Raw genomic sequence first — 16,738 nt, 5'->3', positions numbered from 1 at the left:
CGTCCTTCCCCACTGAGGGAAGATTTTATGCTCCGTGTCCGAGGCACCACTTACCACTTTCGCCGTATCGTTCCCCCTGCCCTGCGAGCAGCCTTAAACCGGCGAGAAATCTGGGTTTCTTTGAAAACTGGCTATCAAAACGAAGCGCGCAAACGGGCATCCCTCCTTCACGCCAGAACCACAGAACTGTTCTCTCAGACCCATCTGGCCCTCTCTGAACCAGATGCCTTAAGCAGGCTTGAAGGACTGCGGGTTGCACTGCGGGATTTGCAGAGCGTAAACCTGCCTTCATCTACTCAGGAAACGGGGTTCGTTCCTGTTTCAGCACCGATGCCCAAACGCCGAACAGTGAAGAAACCAGCCAAAGCCCAATCCTTGATGCTCTCGGGGGCTTTAAAACGCTTTGTGCTTGATAATCCCCACGCCAGTGCTGACACCAGAAAAGCCACTCAACGGGCAGTAGACCTGTTCCTGCAAGCTTTTGGAGATGCGCCCGTTTCCATAATAGGTGGAGAAAAGGCTGGGGCCTTCCGTGATCTACTCTTTTCCCTCCCAGCATCACTGGGCAAACGCAAAAGCAGTCTTACCCTTGAAGAAGAGGCTCAGAGGGCCAGAGAGGAAGGTTTACCCACCCTGAGCGGGAAAAGCGTCAAAAACCATATGATGCGCCTCTCAGCCCTTTGGAACCAGCTACACCAACGGGAACTGGTCACACGCAACCCGTGGACGGGCTGGAATTTTGAGAATGGACAGAAAACCATACGCAGAAGCTGGACAGCCAGAGAACTGGCTTTGCTAGCCTCTGCTTCATGGCATAGCACTTCGGTGCCAGAGCAGACCTTCCGGCTGGTCACACTGATTGCAGCTTATAGCGGAATGCGATTGGGCGAAATTTGCGCCCTGCGCAAAGAAGACCTCCAAACCGTTGATGGTATCCCCTGCTTCCTCATTCGCCTACACCCTGAAACCGGCTGGACACCCAAGACGGAAGCGAGCACGCGTATGGTGCCAATCCATTCAAAGCTGATTGAAGTAGGAGTTCTGGCCCTTAAAGATACCACTGATGGCCCTTACCTCATTCCCGGTCTGGAAACCTCGAAACAGGGTACAAGGGGCGCAGCATTGGGACGAGCTTTCTCATTGCTCAAGACCCGTATTGGCCTGCCAGCAGAAATCACCTTTCACTCGTTCCGGCACACAGTCTCGACCCAGCTCAGAAACGCAGATGCCAATATCAGGGAGGTATGGATAGACCGTCTTCTTGGCCATGAAGCAACCCACAAAAGCCAAGGGACAACCACCTACCTTACAGGCATCAGAACCGCCAACCTCAGCCAAACCATAGAGACCATAAGCTACCCGGAAACAGCCTTCAAAAAGATACCGTTTTAAAAGGGAGCCAGCAGTGGTCAATGGCTACCCATTGAGCATCTGGCAAGGGGGATTACATCCCCCGTTGACCCCCTAAAGAGCAGAAAAATACGGTTTCATTTAATGACCGCTTACGCCCTCATGTCAGACATTTCGGAGGCTAATTACATCTTCGTAAAGCGGACTATGCTTCACCGTTTATCGCGTAGCAGTGGAACCTGAATGGGGCATTGGTCCGCATTCGGCGAGGAAATAGAAAAACCTTGCTCAGAGAATTTTTTGTCAATAACTTTATTCCTTAATGATTTAACTCATGACTTGAGGCTCACGGTTGGAAATAAATCTAGATATAATATCAATGTAATTATTATATTTATAACAATTACAAGAGGAGTATTCCGCTATTTCAGTAATCAAGAAAGCCACAGGCCTCACTTCGACCGAGCAATATCTTAGAAAAATTGCAGACGATACCTTTCTCGACCTCTGGTCTTGGCCAAACGTGTTTAGAAAACCCGGGAAAGAGTTATGCGATCTTTTCGTGGTTTGTGGTGATGACATAATAATATTCAGTGACAAGAATATCACATGGCCAGAATCAACCGATAATATCTCAGAATTAGCATGGAAACGATGGTATAATCGCGCGATTGAGCAATCTGCTCAGCAAATCCGGAAAGCTGATACTTCTATAAGAAAAAACCCTCAGGCGATTTTTGCAGATGCAAAATGTGAGCATCGGATTCCGATTGAACTGCCGCCAGTTGACCGTAGACGAGTCCATGGGATCTGCGTGACTACAGGAGGGGAGCAGGCGGCGTCGTCCTATTTTGACGATCCAGATGGGACATTCATGATTATGCCTTCTCTCCGCGGGAAAGATCATGTCAACTTTACTCACCCAAATCATATACCGTTTTGCATTGGTGACGTCGATCCAGATGGTCCGTTTGTCCATGTATTCAATATGGCAACGCTCGATGTTGTCATGTCAGAATTCGACACAATAACCGATTTCACAAAGTATCTTAACGCTAGAGCAGATATCATCCGATCAGGCAGATTATCATTTTCCCCAAGTGAAACAGAGATGGTGGCCAATTACCTGCAGACGATAGGGCCGGACGGAGAACATCGTTTCCCTATGATATCAGATGTGCGAGATGCCAAACTCGACTCTGACACGGCCATCGCGTTTGTACAGGGCGAATATGCCTGTCTCGTCCACTCCCCCGAATATCAACGACGCGAGGCGGCAAACCGCATCTCATATGAGTGGGATCGGCTTATCGGCTTTTTCACCCATCACGTGTTAAACGGCACTCAATTTCGTATCCTCGATACCGATCCCACCTTTGAACTTGCAGAACGTGGGCTGCGTATCATGGCGAGAGAAGATCGAGTCCAACGGCGTGCGCTTGCAAGCGCAATAATTGGCGCACGCAAGGCGCTCGAAGAGCAGAAAGCGGGACGATTCACCCGTATCGCAGTGACGCATGATCGATCTACAAACGAAAAGGTCGCTTATGTCTTTCTGGTCCTCGCCGGTGCCAATTCAATGGAGCAAGAAGACTACCGGCGGGTCAGGGCAACGATTCTGGAGACGTATTGCCTTGCTACACTGCACGACTACTGTGATATCAAACTGTGCGTAGGGATCGCCGTTATGGCGATATCTGAAGAAGGCGAATCCGAGGATCTTATTGCCATTCCTCAGCAAAAATGGACACCTAAAGACATCGAAGAGTTAAGCGTGGCTCGCAAAAATTTTGATGTCCTGCAAAAGCCACTCAAACTAAAAACCAGCCCCTTTCATGTTCATGCGACCAGTTTTCCACCAGACCCTGCATTTGAAGGTATGAGTCGCCAGCAACGACGTGCGCTAGAACGTCAAAGAGCCAAACAACAAGGGCGAGTAAGGTAACAAATAAAGCGCAGTTCAACGTGAACAGATGTCTATTTATTGATATTTGTATCCGTAACCTGATATTCCGCTCTCCCCCAAATCTGACATCAAGAGGGGGTTCACGGGGAGAGCATTGCTCTCCCCCTGACCAGTTTGCAAACCATCGCGACACAACGTGTCCGCTGGTTTGCACGGCTGGCTCCCTGTTTTTCTTTTATTATTGAAAATTATCGGAAAACTTACTTTTATCACCCGACTAGCAACCGGATACGCTGTCGAATGGCCTCAAGCTCTTCGGGTAAAACTTTGCCTTTGAGCTTTGCCTTTCTCACGCGCCAATCCAGACTTCTGACCTGATCTGACAAGGCCACACTGGCAGTTTTTCCAGTCAGAGCCACTTCAAAAGGATAGCCTTTGATCTTGGTTGTTGTCGGACAGCACAGCATCATACCAGCCTTGGCATTATAACTTGCAGGACTCAGCACAACAGCAGGCCGGTGTCCTGCCTGCTCCCTGCCCGCCTGCGGATCAAATTCCAGCCAGACAATCTCCCCGCAATCAGGAACCCAGACAGTCTTTGCTTTGGCACTCACCAGCTTTCACCACCAACAGACGAACCGAAATCAATTTCATCATGGCGGTTCTCGTTCGTAATGCCTGACACTAACTCTTCCAGTTTGAGAGGTAACGCTCTGACTGGTTCTATGATGATGCGCCCATCTTCTTCCCGCAAATCAACGGCTTGATCGATCTTCAGACTGACGGCTTCAAGCACACCAGCAGGAAGACGAATGGCTGCACTGTTTCCCCATTTCCTGACAACGCCCTGCATAATGATTTTCCTTACGTAAAGTTTATACGTCGTATATACATCATATTCCCACCAGAGGCCAGATAAATCCCTCTCTTGACTGCCCCACGGGTTTGCCCGCAGAGTGAACCCGCAGTCACCATGCGAAGGATGATTTTATCTGAAATTATCGTTCTGTTTCAATGGGTTGCCTGTCTGGTTGCAATCAAAGCGAGCGGGTTCGAGTCCCGCAGTTCGCGATCTCTAAGGCGCTGATTTTATTGAAAAATCATAAAAAATCTAAAATGTGAACTTCTATACGTCCGTCTTCCCAATTAGAGAACTTTTTAGACTTGCGACCGCCCTATAAATTCCAGACGTCTCGTGCGCTTGCGGTCGGACTACGTAACTTTCGCAAATATTACGTCAAGCGATCTCCCCAAAATTAGTCATGCATACGCCCTCTATAAGAAACACTGAATACGGCTGACAGGGATCCGTGCACCATTTTTGCACCACAACAAGAAAGATTTAGGGTGACAACGCATGATGTTGTGTGACACATATATGTATGTTTATCATATAGTTATGAAAGGAACTCGCAGATGACTGCGGTCTATTTTTGCCCTTTCACGGCGGCAACACGGGTTCGAATCCCGTACGGGACGCCATTGTTTCATTGGCTTTTTGGCAAAACTCTTTCAAAAAATATGAGTTTTTGCACTATCGTGAGGAACGTAAGAGTTTCCTTTCATGGTGAAAAAAACAACGCACCGGCAGGTGAAGTCATAAGCGGGCGCATGGCCCTCGTCACAGGCAAATTTTTGCCCCGCGGCATGAGCCATCGCTGCCCGAAGCAATACATGACCCGCAATGTTGCCGACCGCGGCCGGGTGCAGCAGATGTTCTCCACGTCAGCACAGGCTCGCCACTAACTGAATGAAACGACCGCCACGGCAGAACTTGGCCAGGTCACGGATACACGCCCTCTCGACAGGATGACGATTGCCACGCTTGTTGAATGGTACCGGGAACAGCACTCTCTTCATTACAGTTATCGAAATTCCCAGGCGCAGATGCCTGAAATTCACGTGGACGTCCGTCCTGCCCATCACGTCTTTGCCGATCAGCAATCACAGACAACACTGTTTGTCCTGACAGTGAGCATTACCCGCGCCAGTATGAGGACCGGACTAGGGTCTGTTAGTCCTTGAATGACAGAACGGGCTTCATAGCTGTGTATGATGAGCATGATGCAGTCTAGCTTTTCGGATACCACATGGTTTGTCTGGGAGCCTTTGAGCGAGGAACTCCGTCCGAAGGGCAAGACCCCCCACCGAAGAACCTTCCACAGACGATATCTGCGATTTTCTGGCGCCATCAGAGCGGTGCAAAATGGCGCTCTTTGCCATCTGCAGTTTGCGCCCTTGGTGGATTACCGCACAGTTGTTCATTCCCGGGTCGAAGCTTGGGGTGTGGCAGCGCCTCTTTGAAAAGGTTAAAGGCAAAGATCATTCCCTAGGCATGCTTTTTCTCGATAGCACGACGATCCGAGCTCATCACAAAGCGGCCGGGGCCACCAAAAAGGCGGATACAGAGGATACCTCAGGGATCGTGAGGCGCTTGGCCGCTCACGTGGATACTTTGACACCAAGGTCTGCGTAGCCGCGGATGGACATGGCAGGGCTTTGTCCTCCGCACTATCGCCCGGACAGGCACATGAACTGCCAACTGATTGCTTCAATTTTTTATTTAAACATTATTGATTTTTATTTTTAGTATAATTTATACAGTCCTCCACCACCGATATGACGTGTTCTACGGAAATACCAATCGAACATTCAAATTCACGCGGCGTATCTTTGTGACGCGGGCACCAAAAATAGTCCGTTGTATCAAGATGACAACGAATATCATTCGAGCAGCTATTACATAAGTTCTTATTGATGACACGCCACGGGGTATGAAACTCATTCCGCTCGGCAGTAAATCCACTAATTAAAACCACAGGGATTTCCATTGTCCAGGCCAGCCACGATAAGCCACTGGAAAGCCCAATAAAAAATTCAGCGTGCTTCAACCATGTTGCCCGTTCTAACAGTGACCTGTCCCCAGTTTCATCTTCCGCGCCGTTAGGGATATAGTGCCACACGCGCCCACACCCCACGACAGCCTTCTGGTCGATACAGATCACTCGATAGCCACATCTTTTTAAAAACTGAATCAGCCGGATCCATCCTTCTGGATTATTCCAGTATTTGCAGTGACCTGATGCTTGTGTAGCAATACATACATACGGCTCGACAATGGGCGGCGTTGATGCCGGAGTAATGAGAGAAGGCCGCCGCTCGACACACGGCAAACCAAGAATGTAGGAAGCAAGAAGACTCAACCCTGCCTCCCTGTAATCGACTGGACTGTAATCTAACGCTTCATCATTATAAAAAACCAGAATTTTATAAGATGCGTAAAATTCTTCTTCAATTTTTATATTATTGGAATAAAATTCTATTTCTGGATAGCTATCTTCGAATAAAGGCAGCAAATCAGGACGGACCGGACAAAAAATTCGACATTGATGCTTACGCCGAAAAAGCTCGACATGCTCAATCCACGCAAGATGATCACCCAGACCACCTAGTTCCATATTTATCGCAACATTACGATCTGTCAGATCAAATTCATGCCGAAAAATATGCTCATCATTTTTGAAGATATCAATAAGAAATTTTACAAAATACCGCTTCCGGGTCTGAACCGTACCTCCCTGCAGTGAGTGCTGAAAAATGAGCGTTTTGGTATCCAGGTCCCAGATATCAACTTTCCAGTTTTCACCATCTGGGAAAAAAATTCTTGCACCATCATTAAAGTCAAATTTCACTCCGCAAGGGCCATCCTGAGAGAAAATTTCAGCCGAAGTTTCAGAGCTCACATTGGACAACTGTTTATCCATCAATATTGTTCCTGCTTTATAATCCGAAAGCCCTGAGCTGAGCGCGGAAAAATTTCCATTATTTTTAGAATGGTTTTTGGATTTTTTTGTAGAAAGTCCTTGGTATCTCTGATCATAATTTTACCACTGGGTGTCCTGTTCAAAGCAGAAGGACTGACAAAATAAACAAATCCTTTTTCTATTTTAAATTTCTCGTACAATACATCCTGAATGTCATGGAACATGTCATCAGCGCTCTTCAGAAGATCATATGGCAGCGCACAGACAAAAACGATTACAGGGTCGACTTCATCTTGCAAAAATACAGTCGCATTATGTTGCGACACATAGGGTGCTCTTTCCGACACAGAGAAAACCAGATCTTCAGGATCTATGGAAAACCCATTGAGGATAATTTCGTTACCCTTTCTGCCCGTTATAAAAAGCTCATCTCCTATAAAAAAACCCTTATCACCTGTAGCTAAATAAGTTTCACCACGATGAAAACAATTATTTGATACCTCAGACCCATAACCACAATACCCTTTCGATATTCCCGGGCCGCTAATATAAATAAGGCCTTCTTCCTTTTCAGAAGCAGAAATAATTTCATCCTCTTTCTTTATTATTACCACTTTTGTTTCTGCAATCAGCTTGCCGCATGACACAAGTATTCGTTCATCAGTCAGGGTGCCTGTAGTCTCTACCTCACCCAACAACAATGACTGACGCGAAAACGGATAGGCAATCATATCCGTGCCTCGTGGCTTGGAAGACACAAGAAGAGTTGCTTCTGCCAATCCATAACACGGGCAGAACGCTGATTTTCGAAAACCATAAGGCGCAAATTTTTCAAAAAAACGATCCAGCATTACTGTGCTGATGGCTTCCGAACCAATAAAAGCCTGATCCCAACATGAAAGATCAAGTTGGGTGACAGAATCATCTGCCGCATTAATGCACATTTCGTAGGCAAACCCCGGCCCCCCGGAAAGAGTTGCTTTATATGTGCTGATAGCGTGCAACCAATTAAGTGGCTTTTCCAGAAACTTTTCGGGCGGCAGCAATACACATTGTCCTCCAGCTCCGATTGCCATCAGAACCGATCCCATCAGCCCCATATCATGCGAAAGTGGGAGCCAGCTTACTCCCACGTCTCCATGCGCGTAGCCAAGTTTATCGCCTTGCTGGGTCAGATTAAAAGCAATATTCCTATTAGTAAGAACAACACCTTTAGGAATATTTGTAGAACCCGAGGTGTATTGAATAAGAGCATCTTGTTCATTATCTCCCGGTGCATAGAAATAATTTTGCCCTTTTTCAGACAGCTCAACCGGGATCCACAATATGTTTAGATTTTCTGACGAGCATTCCTTTTGGAAAATAGATAATACATTTTTACTACCAACCACAGCAACGGCATTGCTGTCGCTTACAATATGACAGAACCGTTGGCGGCTACCAAAATCCGTCGGATACACACCAGAAACAGGAATGACACCAGCGTATAGACAACCGAACAGCCCAATCAGGTATTCGGGACCATTTTCAAAAAGCAGCACAACACGCTGCCCAGGCGTAACAAGCTTGGTCAACCAAGACGCCATGCACCCGGCTTTTTGATCCAGTTCTCGCGCTGTGAGCCTTGCTGTTGCATTCCGCCCATCTCCGAGAAATATCAAAATCTCAAGGTCTGGATTTTTTGTCGCTCTATAACGACAAGATTCAGCAAGCGTCCCCTTGCGCCAATCTATAACCTCTTCATTCTGGGCTCCACGCGTTAAGTGAAACTCCCAATCCATTTTTATATATCCTTAGACATTAAGTTTGAAAGTTTTACCTGTATCTGGCTGTAAAATTTTTTCGCTAAACTGCGAATACTATCATCTTTTGCAAGCATCATTGCAGAAACCTCCACGCCAAATTCCACCCGAATACCTGTCTGCAACTCGACGCCAGCCAAAGAATCCAAACCCAGTTCAGATAGACGAGCATTATCTTCAATGGCATTTTCCTGAAGATGCAGCGTTTTTGCTATAATCGATTTCAGCCTTAGCACGATAAAATCCAACCTGTTTTCTTCAGGCAAGCTGAGCAGCGACAACATTGTTTCACTTGTCGATTCAAGCGATCCCACCAAATGATGCAAAGCTGTAAATCGCGAGAGATCAGCGACCAGAGGGACTACACGAAACCATGTTTCCCAATTAATATTTGCAATGGTAATTTGTGGCCAACGCTGCTCTATAAGATCAGGAAGAAAATGCAGAATTTCATGTATATCCAATAATTTCATGCCTGCATTCTCTAGAGCATCTGCGGCAACCTGATTGCGAGCCAAAATACCCACTCCATCAATCGGCCCCAAATTGAGGGAAATCCCTGCAAGATTTAATGCACGTCTGTTTTCACAGATCTGGTTTAAAACTTCATTGGCCGCGATATAAACACTCTGCCCGATATTTCCTGTCATAGTAGTGACAGAAGAAAATAGAACGAAAAAATCTAGAGGGATATGCCGTGTCAAAACATCCAGATTTTGTGCTCCTACAGCTTTCGCTGAAAAACCGACTGTAAGACGTTCTGGAGTTATATTCTCTAATAAAGCATCATCAAATACACAGGCACAATGAAAAATACCTTTTATATTTGGTAAATTTTTTCCAAATTCAGACAAGCATGATTTCAAACTGGTTTTGTCTGCGACATCGAAGTAACGCTCTTCGAGCATGATACCTGCATCACGCCACGTCTGAATCCTGTTCAAAATAACTTCGTTATCCGTTTTATTGCGTCCAGTCAGCACCAGATATCTTGCACCAGACGCAATCAGCCAATCCGCAACCTCCAGACCGAGACCACCAAAACCACCTGTAATAAGATAAGCACTTGCAGCATCAATTTCTGGCGGCGGAAGCAGCTTTTCTTTCCCCACCACATCGGCCAGATCTGTATAATCAATAACTACTTTTCCAATATGCTTGGCACTGGAAAGATAGCGGAAAGCCTCAACAGTTTTCCCCGCAGGATAAACTGTTGAGGGTAGAGGATTTATATCTCCTTTTCCGATCATACCGCTCATAGTAACAAGGATGTCTTTAATAAGCTGTGGCTTTTCCTTCAGTAGGCGATCAAGATCCACAGAAAAGAATGAAATATTTTCATTAAAAACCCGCATAGCCAGAGCATTATTTTCAATAATATCTCTTTTGCCAATTTCAACAAACCGCCCTAAAGGCGCAACACTGGCAAGGCTGGCAGCTTGAGCTTCTCCAGACAAGGAGTTCAGAACAACATCCACGCCTCGGCCATCTGTCAGAAAATGTATTTCATCAGCAAATTCTAGCGTACGAGAAGACCAGACATGGTCGCATCCCAAGTTGCGCAGATACGCTCTTTTTTCTTCGGTCCCAGCCGTTGCAAATATTTTTGCTCCACGCATTTTAGCAACCTGAATTGCAGCAAGCCCTACGCCACCACTGGCTGAGTGAATTAGCACACTCTCATTCGCCTGTAGCTTGGCCAGATGCATCAAACCATACCATGCCGTCAGAAATGCAACGGGCAATGTTGCAGCTTCACACGCAGAAAGGAATGTTGGTTTTTCTATTGCAAAGAGCGTATCAGATTTTGCAGTGAATGATGTTGCAAAACAGTCTGCTGCTGCGACAATATAATCTTTACCCGTTTCAAAATTATGGACTCCTTCGCCCACAGCGCTGATCCGTACTACAGCCTCCATACCAAGCTCATGGCCATAGAAGGTGTCCTCAACCACACTATCAGGCAGGAGGGCCATAGCCTTCAAAACATCTTTGAAATTCAGGGCCGACGCCAAAACCTGACAGGTGACTTCACCTTCACCGGGTTTGCGCATTTTGCTGACTTCATACTGCAATTTTTCCAAAGAGCCTGTATCAGAAGCTTTTAAAACGGCTGAAATATCCTGTCGCCCCGCAAGCGGAATAAGAGTAGCAATCTCATTTTTTAAGGGCGTCGGGATAACTCTTGCCACAAAGCGTTCACTGTTATGATGCAGAACATGATCTTCCCAATCATCGTGCAACATTTCTGCACCAATGGCTGCATACGCCGCTTCCGTTGCCTCGGCATCAAACTCTATAATTTTTAGACGAAGGTCTGATCGCTCTAATTCTATACCTCGCGCAAAACCTCGCAATGCCGCCTGATTGAGAGAACAAGCTTGAGATGAACTGTCACTATCGGTCGGAATACATTGAGTTATGACACAAAAACGCGGCCATATTTCTTCAGCAGAGAAATGTGGTATCGCCTGAACGCACGTTAGAAGCTGTTCAATATCTGAGATTTGTGTTTTTTCTTTCCCAATAGGGCAGAAAAAAGCAATAGCCTTATAGTCACCAAAGTTGATGCCCATAAATTCTTTTTTGAAAAACAGACTATCGTGCACAGAGGGAACGACGATATCATCAACCGAAAGTAAATATCGCTCAGATACTGATTTGAATAATTTAATCTGATTAGCATCACCCACTGCCAGAATTTTCTGTGGATCAACAAGAAGAGGCAAGGGATCAGCTTTTCTCCAGTTTTCTTTATAAAGAAAACTTTCAAATTTCTTTTGTCTGGTAATACGCGGCACAGCTTTGCAAACCAGCCTATCTATACTCATTACCATATGACCAGAAGCATTATAAAGGCGCACATCGGCTATAAGCTGCGTCGAAGATATTACCCCTACACTGACAACCGCTGTCAATTTCATGCAGCTTTGCCCGTGATATATAATACGCTCAGCACTGACCGGCACATACGCATATTCATTATCAGCGTTATGCTCAAAAACAACTGCTGCTATAAGTTGAAATGCGCCATCCAGCAGGGCCGGATGTATTGCATATTGTTCGCTCTGTGATGCTCTTTCAGCTGTCAGACTTAATGTCGCCCATAGTCCCTCAGGTACCACCGCAATATTTTCTACAACCTGAAACTGATCACCATATTGCAGCCCGTAATCTGCGAGCATTGTATAAAAAGCGGCTTTGTCAAATGTCTTAACGGCAACAGGATCGAAAATTGTCACCGTGTCCAGTGGCCATGGCAATGCTGTCAGTATTTCTACACTAACATGCTTATGCCAGACAGGATCACTGTCATCATCACCGCAGGTTACTGTGCTGCCCTCAAGCTTTTTTGTTTCCGTATTGTAAGACCACTCAACATCGCAATTGATTTTCTCTTCAATCAAAATTGGAGAATGAATTTCAAAATTCTTCAATATACTCTGATGAGTTCCATAAATTTGAAAATGAACAGCCAAAGCGGCCTCAATATAAGCAGAGGCTGGAAAGATAATATTATTTTCAATACAGTGGTCAGGTAACCATGGGAGATAGTTCTGGTTGATTGTTGCACGCCAACGTGGGGTAGCAGACACCATCGACAGCCCCAAAAGAGGATGCACAATCAACCCCAGGCGATCGGCCGCAGCTTCCTGGCATTCAGACCAGTAATATTCTCGGCACCAAGCATAATACGGTATGTCAACACGTTGACCACCCGTCATACGCTTCCAATCTAATGCCGCACCAGCTATAGCCAGCCGGGCCAGACAGCTCTCCGCCCAATTAGCGTCCACATTATTTCGACGAAGCGAATGAACAGTTTGAATGTCAATATCAGATTTCGAAATAATTTCCTTAATAGATGGTAACAAAACAGGATGTGAACCCACCTCCAAGATAACCTGGCTTTCTATTTCTTGAAGTATTTTTGAAAATGCTTCGAAAAATTCTACAGGCTGGCGTGAATTAAGATACCAATATTTCGCATCATGTTTATCATTGTGAGACCATTTTTTACCAGTGACTGTTGAATAAAGTGGTCGTAACGGTGCCACAGGATGAATACCAGCTAACATTTCGAGCATGTCAGATTGGATATTTTCCATCAACACGCTATGATAAGGCACTTCAACATTCAAAAAACGAACGAAAATATCATGCTTACTGTAATGATCAGCTACTATTTTTAAATCATTCTCAGGACCAGACAGAGTGCAGGACTTCAAGCTATTTACAGCTGCCACAGATACCGTAAGAGCATGCTTCTCTATGAATTCTTCGACTTTTTCCCGTTCGGTTCCTACAGCCAACATTGTACCAGCACCGGCCAAACGTGCCTGAAGCTGACTACGCGCATAAATAGTGCGTACAGTGTCCTCCAACGTCAAAGCCCCGGCGCAATAAGCGGCCGCAACCTCTCCCACGCTATGACCGACAATGGCAGCGGGTTGAACACCATGAACAACAAGCGTCTTAAAGATTAGAATTTCCAGAAGGCAGATTGCAGGTTGTGCAATTTCTGTTTTATGGATGGAAGAGCTGGCACTTTCTTCGCCCGTCAAAGCAGCCACAAGCGACCACCCGGAAATGCGGACAAATGCGTTGTCAAATTCTTCTGAAACGGCCAGCACATCAGGATGAAGGGTAGTAAGAATGGTTTTTCCCATCCCGCTCCATTGAGAGCCCATCCCGGAAAAAACCATAATTGGCCCATGCTTAGCCGCAACAAAGCTGCGACCGGTCATGACAGATGGATTTTGCTTTCCTTCCTTAAGGTCAAAAAGATTTTGCAAAATCTCTTCTTTGCTTTCAGCAAGAACAATGGCTCTATTCTGAAATAATGTCCTATGTGTTGCTGCTGAATAACAGACATCGAACAAATCAACATCTGTATTATTTTCCAAAAACGTTATATAGGATTCAGCTGCAACGGAAAGACCCTTTTCATGCGCTGAAGAAAGAGGCAAGAGATATCTCTTTAAAGATGCTTTTTTATTGTTAATTTTAGAAACAGGTTTTGCTTCTGTTTTCTTGCAAGACCGCATGACAACCATGCTATTGGTCCCACCATAACCAAACGAATTCACACCAGCATATAAAACAGTTTTCTGAGGTGGCAGTAATACATTTTCCTTAACGGGAATATGTAAATTCCATTTTTCACACTCTATATTCGGGTTGATATCGTCAAGATTAACCTGCGCAGGGACTTCCCTCTGTTCGAGGCAGAGTAATGTTTTTAAAACCCCAGCAATACCGGCAGCAGCTTCCAAATGTCCAATGTTCGCCTTGACAGATCCAACAACCAATGGGCCTGTAGCCTGCTTATTCTTTGCAATCGCACGAGCAATAGCAGCTGCTTCTATCGGATCTCCAACCGGGGTGCCTGTGCCATGAGCTTCCACATAGTCCAGGTCATCTTCTGACAAGTCACTTTTATGAATGACATCCTGTATAAGTGCTTCCTGAGCAGCACCGTTTGGAACTGTTATAGCTGTTCCCCTGCCATCGTGGTTGACGCCGCTCTGACAGATAACACCAATAATTGGATCTTTTACACGAACAGCGTCTTCCAGCCGCTTCAGAACAAGAAGCGCAGCTCCTTCTCCACGACCATAACCATCTGCATCTGATGAAAAACTTTTTGAACGTCCATCTTTTGCCAGAAAATGTCCGCGTGACATGGTCATGGCAGCCTGTGGATTGATAAGAAAATTAACACCACCGGCTAAAGCAACATCACACTCCCGATTTTCCAGGCTCATACATGCGTTATGGATCGCAACCAAGGAGGAAGAACAGGCAGTATCTATGGTAAGGCATGGACCACAAAGCCCAAAAACATGGGCCAGCCGAGCCGAAAGCATTGTTGCAGAAGCTGCAGTTGTAGCAAAATGATCTTTGATGGAATTGCGGTTTAGAGGACTGCCACAACTAACCAACCAATCAAGCGAAAAAGAGCCTACAAATACACCTGTTTTAGACCCATTCATGTGAGCGGGGATAATACCTGCACTTTCAAATGCCTCCCACGCCACCTCTAGTAAAAACCGCTGCTGCATATCCATTAAGGTCGCTTCACGCGGCGAAATACCAAAAACCTGCGGCTCAAAATATCCCAGCTTCTGTGTCAGAAAAGAGCCGCGACGCATATAGGTCTTACCGGGCGTTTCATATGCTGGATCATAATATCGATCCACACTCCAGCGGTCTTTTGGCACCTCAGAACTGGCATCCTCACCACTATTCAGAAAATCCCAAAATTCTTTTAATGTTGTAATATTTTTAGGGAGCCGAAGACCCGTACCGATAATGGCAAATTCTTGTTTATTGTGCACTTCTGCCCCCGAATATCTTTAGACAAGAAAAAATAGTTTTATCTTCCTTATTTCTGACGACTACGGATAATACCATTGGTCAGAAAATCGCGATCCGGCTCGCCGTCGCTACGATAGGGAATTCGATCGACCCAAATAAGGGTAAGCTGTGGTAAATTCTCATATTTTTCGCGTAATTGAGCCGATAATGCCGCACCATCCAGATCCACATGACACACAATGGCTGCATACGGCATAGGCACTCCATTTTCATCCGGAACAGAAAATGTGCTTGCATCTTCTATACCCGTATAGGCCTTCAAAATATGATCAAGGAGCCTTAAATCAAATTTATCACCACCGAAAGACGCAAGAGAATCAGCTCTTCCAGTAATAAAAACCTCATTTTCTTCGGATAAAAACCCTATATCTCCTGGATAAAACCATCCATTTTTGAATTTTTTATTATTATATTGATCCTGATCAAGATAATTTTTTATGACTGTATTCCCACGAACTCTTATTATTCCTTCCTCTCCCTTCGGAAGGGGCACATCACGGCCATCAACAATTTCAACAGTCATCCATGGAAGAATCTTACCAGCGCTGTTGGAATCAAAGGACGTATCATTGTTCTTTATCGAAATAACACCTGCTTCTTCTGTTCCATACAGAATATGTATTTTATTCGTCAACTTGGCTTTCGTTTTATTTTCTAACTCGACGGGGAGCCTACCTCCGACGACAACAACTTCAATATTTTCCTGTGCTCTGGAAATAGGAGAAAGAGAAGAAATAACATACTCTAAATGAAGAGGAGAAACGACCAGAACGATTGGTTTTTGTTGTATTACAGCTAAAGCAATTTGGACATGTTCAATAATTTTAACCGGAGATCCTGCTGCCAGAGCAGCAAGAACAATCTGATACCCGGCAAGAATATCAATACCAATACAGCAAATAACAGCCAGATTTTCCTTATCAGGCCTATCAGATAAAGATAAAATATTAGATGTCATGAGCTGTTGAATATTCTGCTCAATATTTTCCTGGGTTAATCCAATTTTGTGTGGTCTGACGTCTGTTCCCGCAGCCACCCCTATACGGCAAAACCCGCTAGATTTATAATGCTGCGTATAGTCATCTTTATTCTTGAAAACATCTGAGAACCACTTTGCATTGACAATGCAATGGCTTATTCCAACTTCGAGTGCCACATCCGTCACAATAAAATCCGGTTTTATGACATCAAGATAAGTTTTGAAGGATGGACCATAACTATTCTGAAATGAGGCCGACGCAAGACCCAGTCTATCAAGTGCAAAGATAAGAACCCAATGATGGTAATAATCAGCACACCTTATTCCTACGGTAGCAGGCTGTGACTGTCTTATGCTCTCAAGAGCCTGAGCTGTTTTTCTGACATCACTCAGAAATCTGTTCCAACTCCATGATCGTGATACGCTTTCAAAGGCGGTGCCATATACTTTTGTTTTCCGAAAATTCTGAACAAATGTCTCAAGCATATTAGCGTTTGCCTTTTTGGAAAGCATACCAAATTAAAAATCTCCTGCCGCTTATTATAGCGACAGGAGA

General features: G+C 45.3%; 8 protein-coding genes and 1 tRNA gene. 3 read left to right on the top strand and 6 right to left on the bottom strand.

Annotated elements, in window-relative coordinates:
- Nucleotides 1–27: 27 nt before the first annotated feature.
- Both HK23_RS08030 and HK23_RS08025 read left to right on the top strand, forming a co-directional pair.
- Nucleotides 28–1,392 (top strand): DUF6538 domain-containing protein, encoded by a 1,365-nt coding sequence (locus HK23_RS08030; RefSeq protein ID WP_063908905.1) that lies wholly within the window; start codon nt 28–30, stop codon nt 1,390–1,392.
- Nucleotides 1,393–1,873: 481 nt separating this feature from the next.
- On the top strand, nt 1,874–3,295 hold the full coding sequence (locus HK23_RS08025; protein ID WP_143217518.1) for a hypothetical protein: 1,422 nt from the start codon (nt 1,874–1,876) through the stop codon (nt 3,293–3,295).
- 230 nt (nt 3,296–3,525) lie between these two features.
- Here HK23_RS08025 and mazF read toward each other — a convergent pair whose 3' ends face one another.
- Together mazF and HK23_RS08015 are read right to left on the bottom strand one after the other, a co-directional pair.
- On the bottom strand, nt 3,526–3,870 hold the full coding sequence (mazF, locus tag HK23_RS08020) for an endoribonuclease MazF (RefSeq protein WP_063907590.1): 345 nt from the start codon (nt 3,868–3,870) through the stop codon (nt 3,526–3,528).
- Entirely contained in the window at nt 3,867–4,109 is a 243-nt protein-coding gene (locus tag HK23_RS08015; RefSeq protein WP_063907591.1) for an AbrB/MazE/SpoVT family DNA-binding domain-containing protein, read from the bottom strand. The genes mazF and HK23_RS08015 overlap by 4 nt, the downstream gene beginning before the upstream one ends.
- Before the next feature lie 561 nt (nt 4,110–4,670).
- On the opposite strand from HK23_RS08015, the gene HK23_RS14530 reads away from it, so the two are divergent.
- Nucleotides 4,671–4,738 (top strand) — tRNA-Glu (locus HK23_RS14530).
- Between the two features lie 1,088 nt (nt 4,739–5,826).
- Here the strand turns inward: HK23_RS14530 and HK23_RS08000 are convergent.
- Genes HK23_RS08000 through HK23_RS07985 form a run of 4 tightly spaced genes read right to left on the bottom strand, consistent with a single transcriptional unit; the run spans nt 5,827 to nt 16,695 of the window.
- Nucleotides 5,827–7,020: an autotransporter strand-loop-strand O-heptosyltransferase gene (locus HK23_RS08000; RefSeq protein WP_179193845.1), complete on the bottom strand. Its 1,194-nt coding sequence runs from the start codon at nt 7,018–7,020 to the stop codon at nt 5,827–5,829.
- Nucleotides 7,020–8,801, bottom strand: coding sequence for an AMP-binding protein (locus tag HK23_RS07995; RefSeq protein ID WP_086653563.1), 1,782 nt, complete (start codon nt 8,799–8,801; stop codon nt 7,020–7,022). Before HK23_RS07995 ends, HK23_RS08000 begins: the two co-directional genes overlap by 1 nt.
- Nucleotides 8,802–8,803: 2 nt before the next feature.
- Nucleotides 8,804–15,163, bottom strand: a complete 6,360-nt coding sequence (locus tag HK23_RS07990) for a type I polyketide synthase (RefSeq protein ID WP_086653562.1) — start codon at nt 15,161–15,163, stop codon at nt 8,804–8,806.
- Nucleotides 15,164–15,210: 47 nt separating this feature from the next.
- Nucleotides 15,211–16,695 carry an AMP-binding protein gene (locus tag HK23_RS07985; protein WP_086653561.1) on the bottom strand — a complete coding sequence of 495 codons (1,485 nt, stop codon included), beginning with the start codon at nt 16,693–16,695 and terminating at the stop codon, nt 15,211–15,213.
- Nucleotides 16,696–16,738: the final 43 nt, after the last annotated feature.

The sequence above is a fragment of the Acetobacter malorum genome, from assembly GCF_002153605.1.
Taxonomy (GTDB): domain Bacteria; phylum Pseudomonadota; class Alphaproteobacteria; order Acetobacterales; family Acetobacteraceae; genus Acetobacter; species Acetobacter malorum_A.
This window is presented reverse-complemented; position numbering and strand designations above follow the sequence as displayed.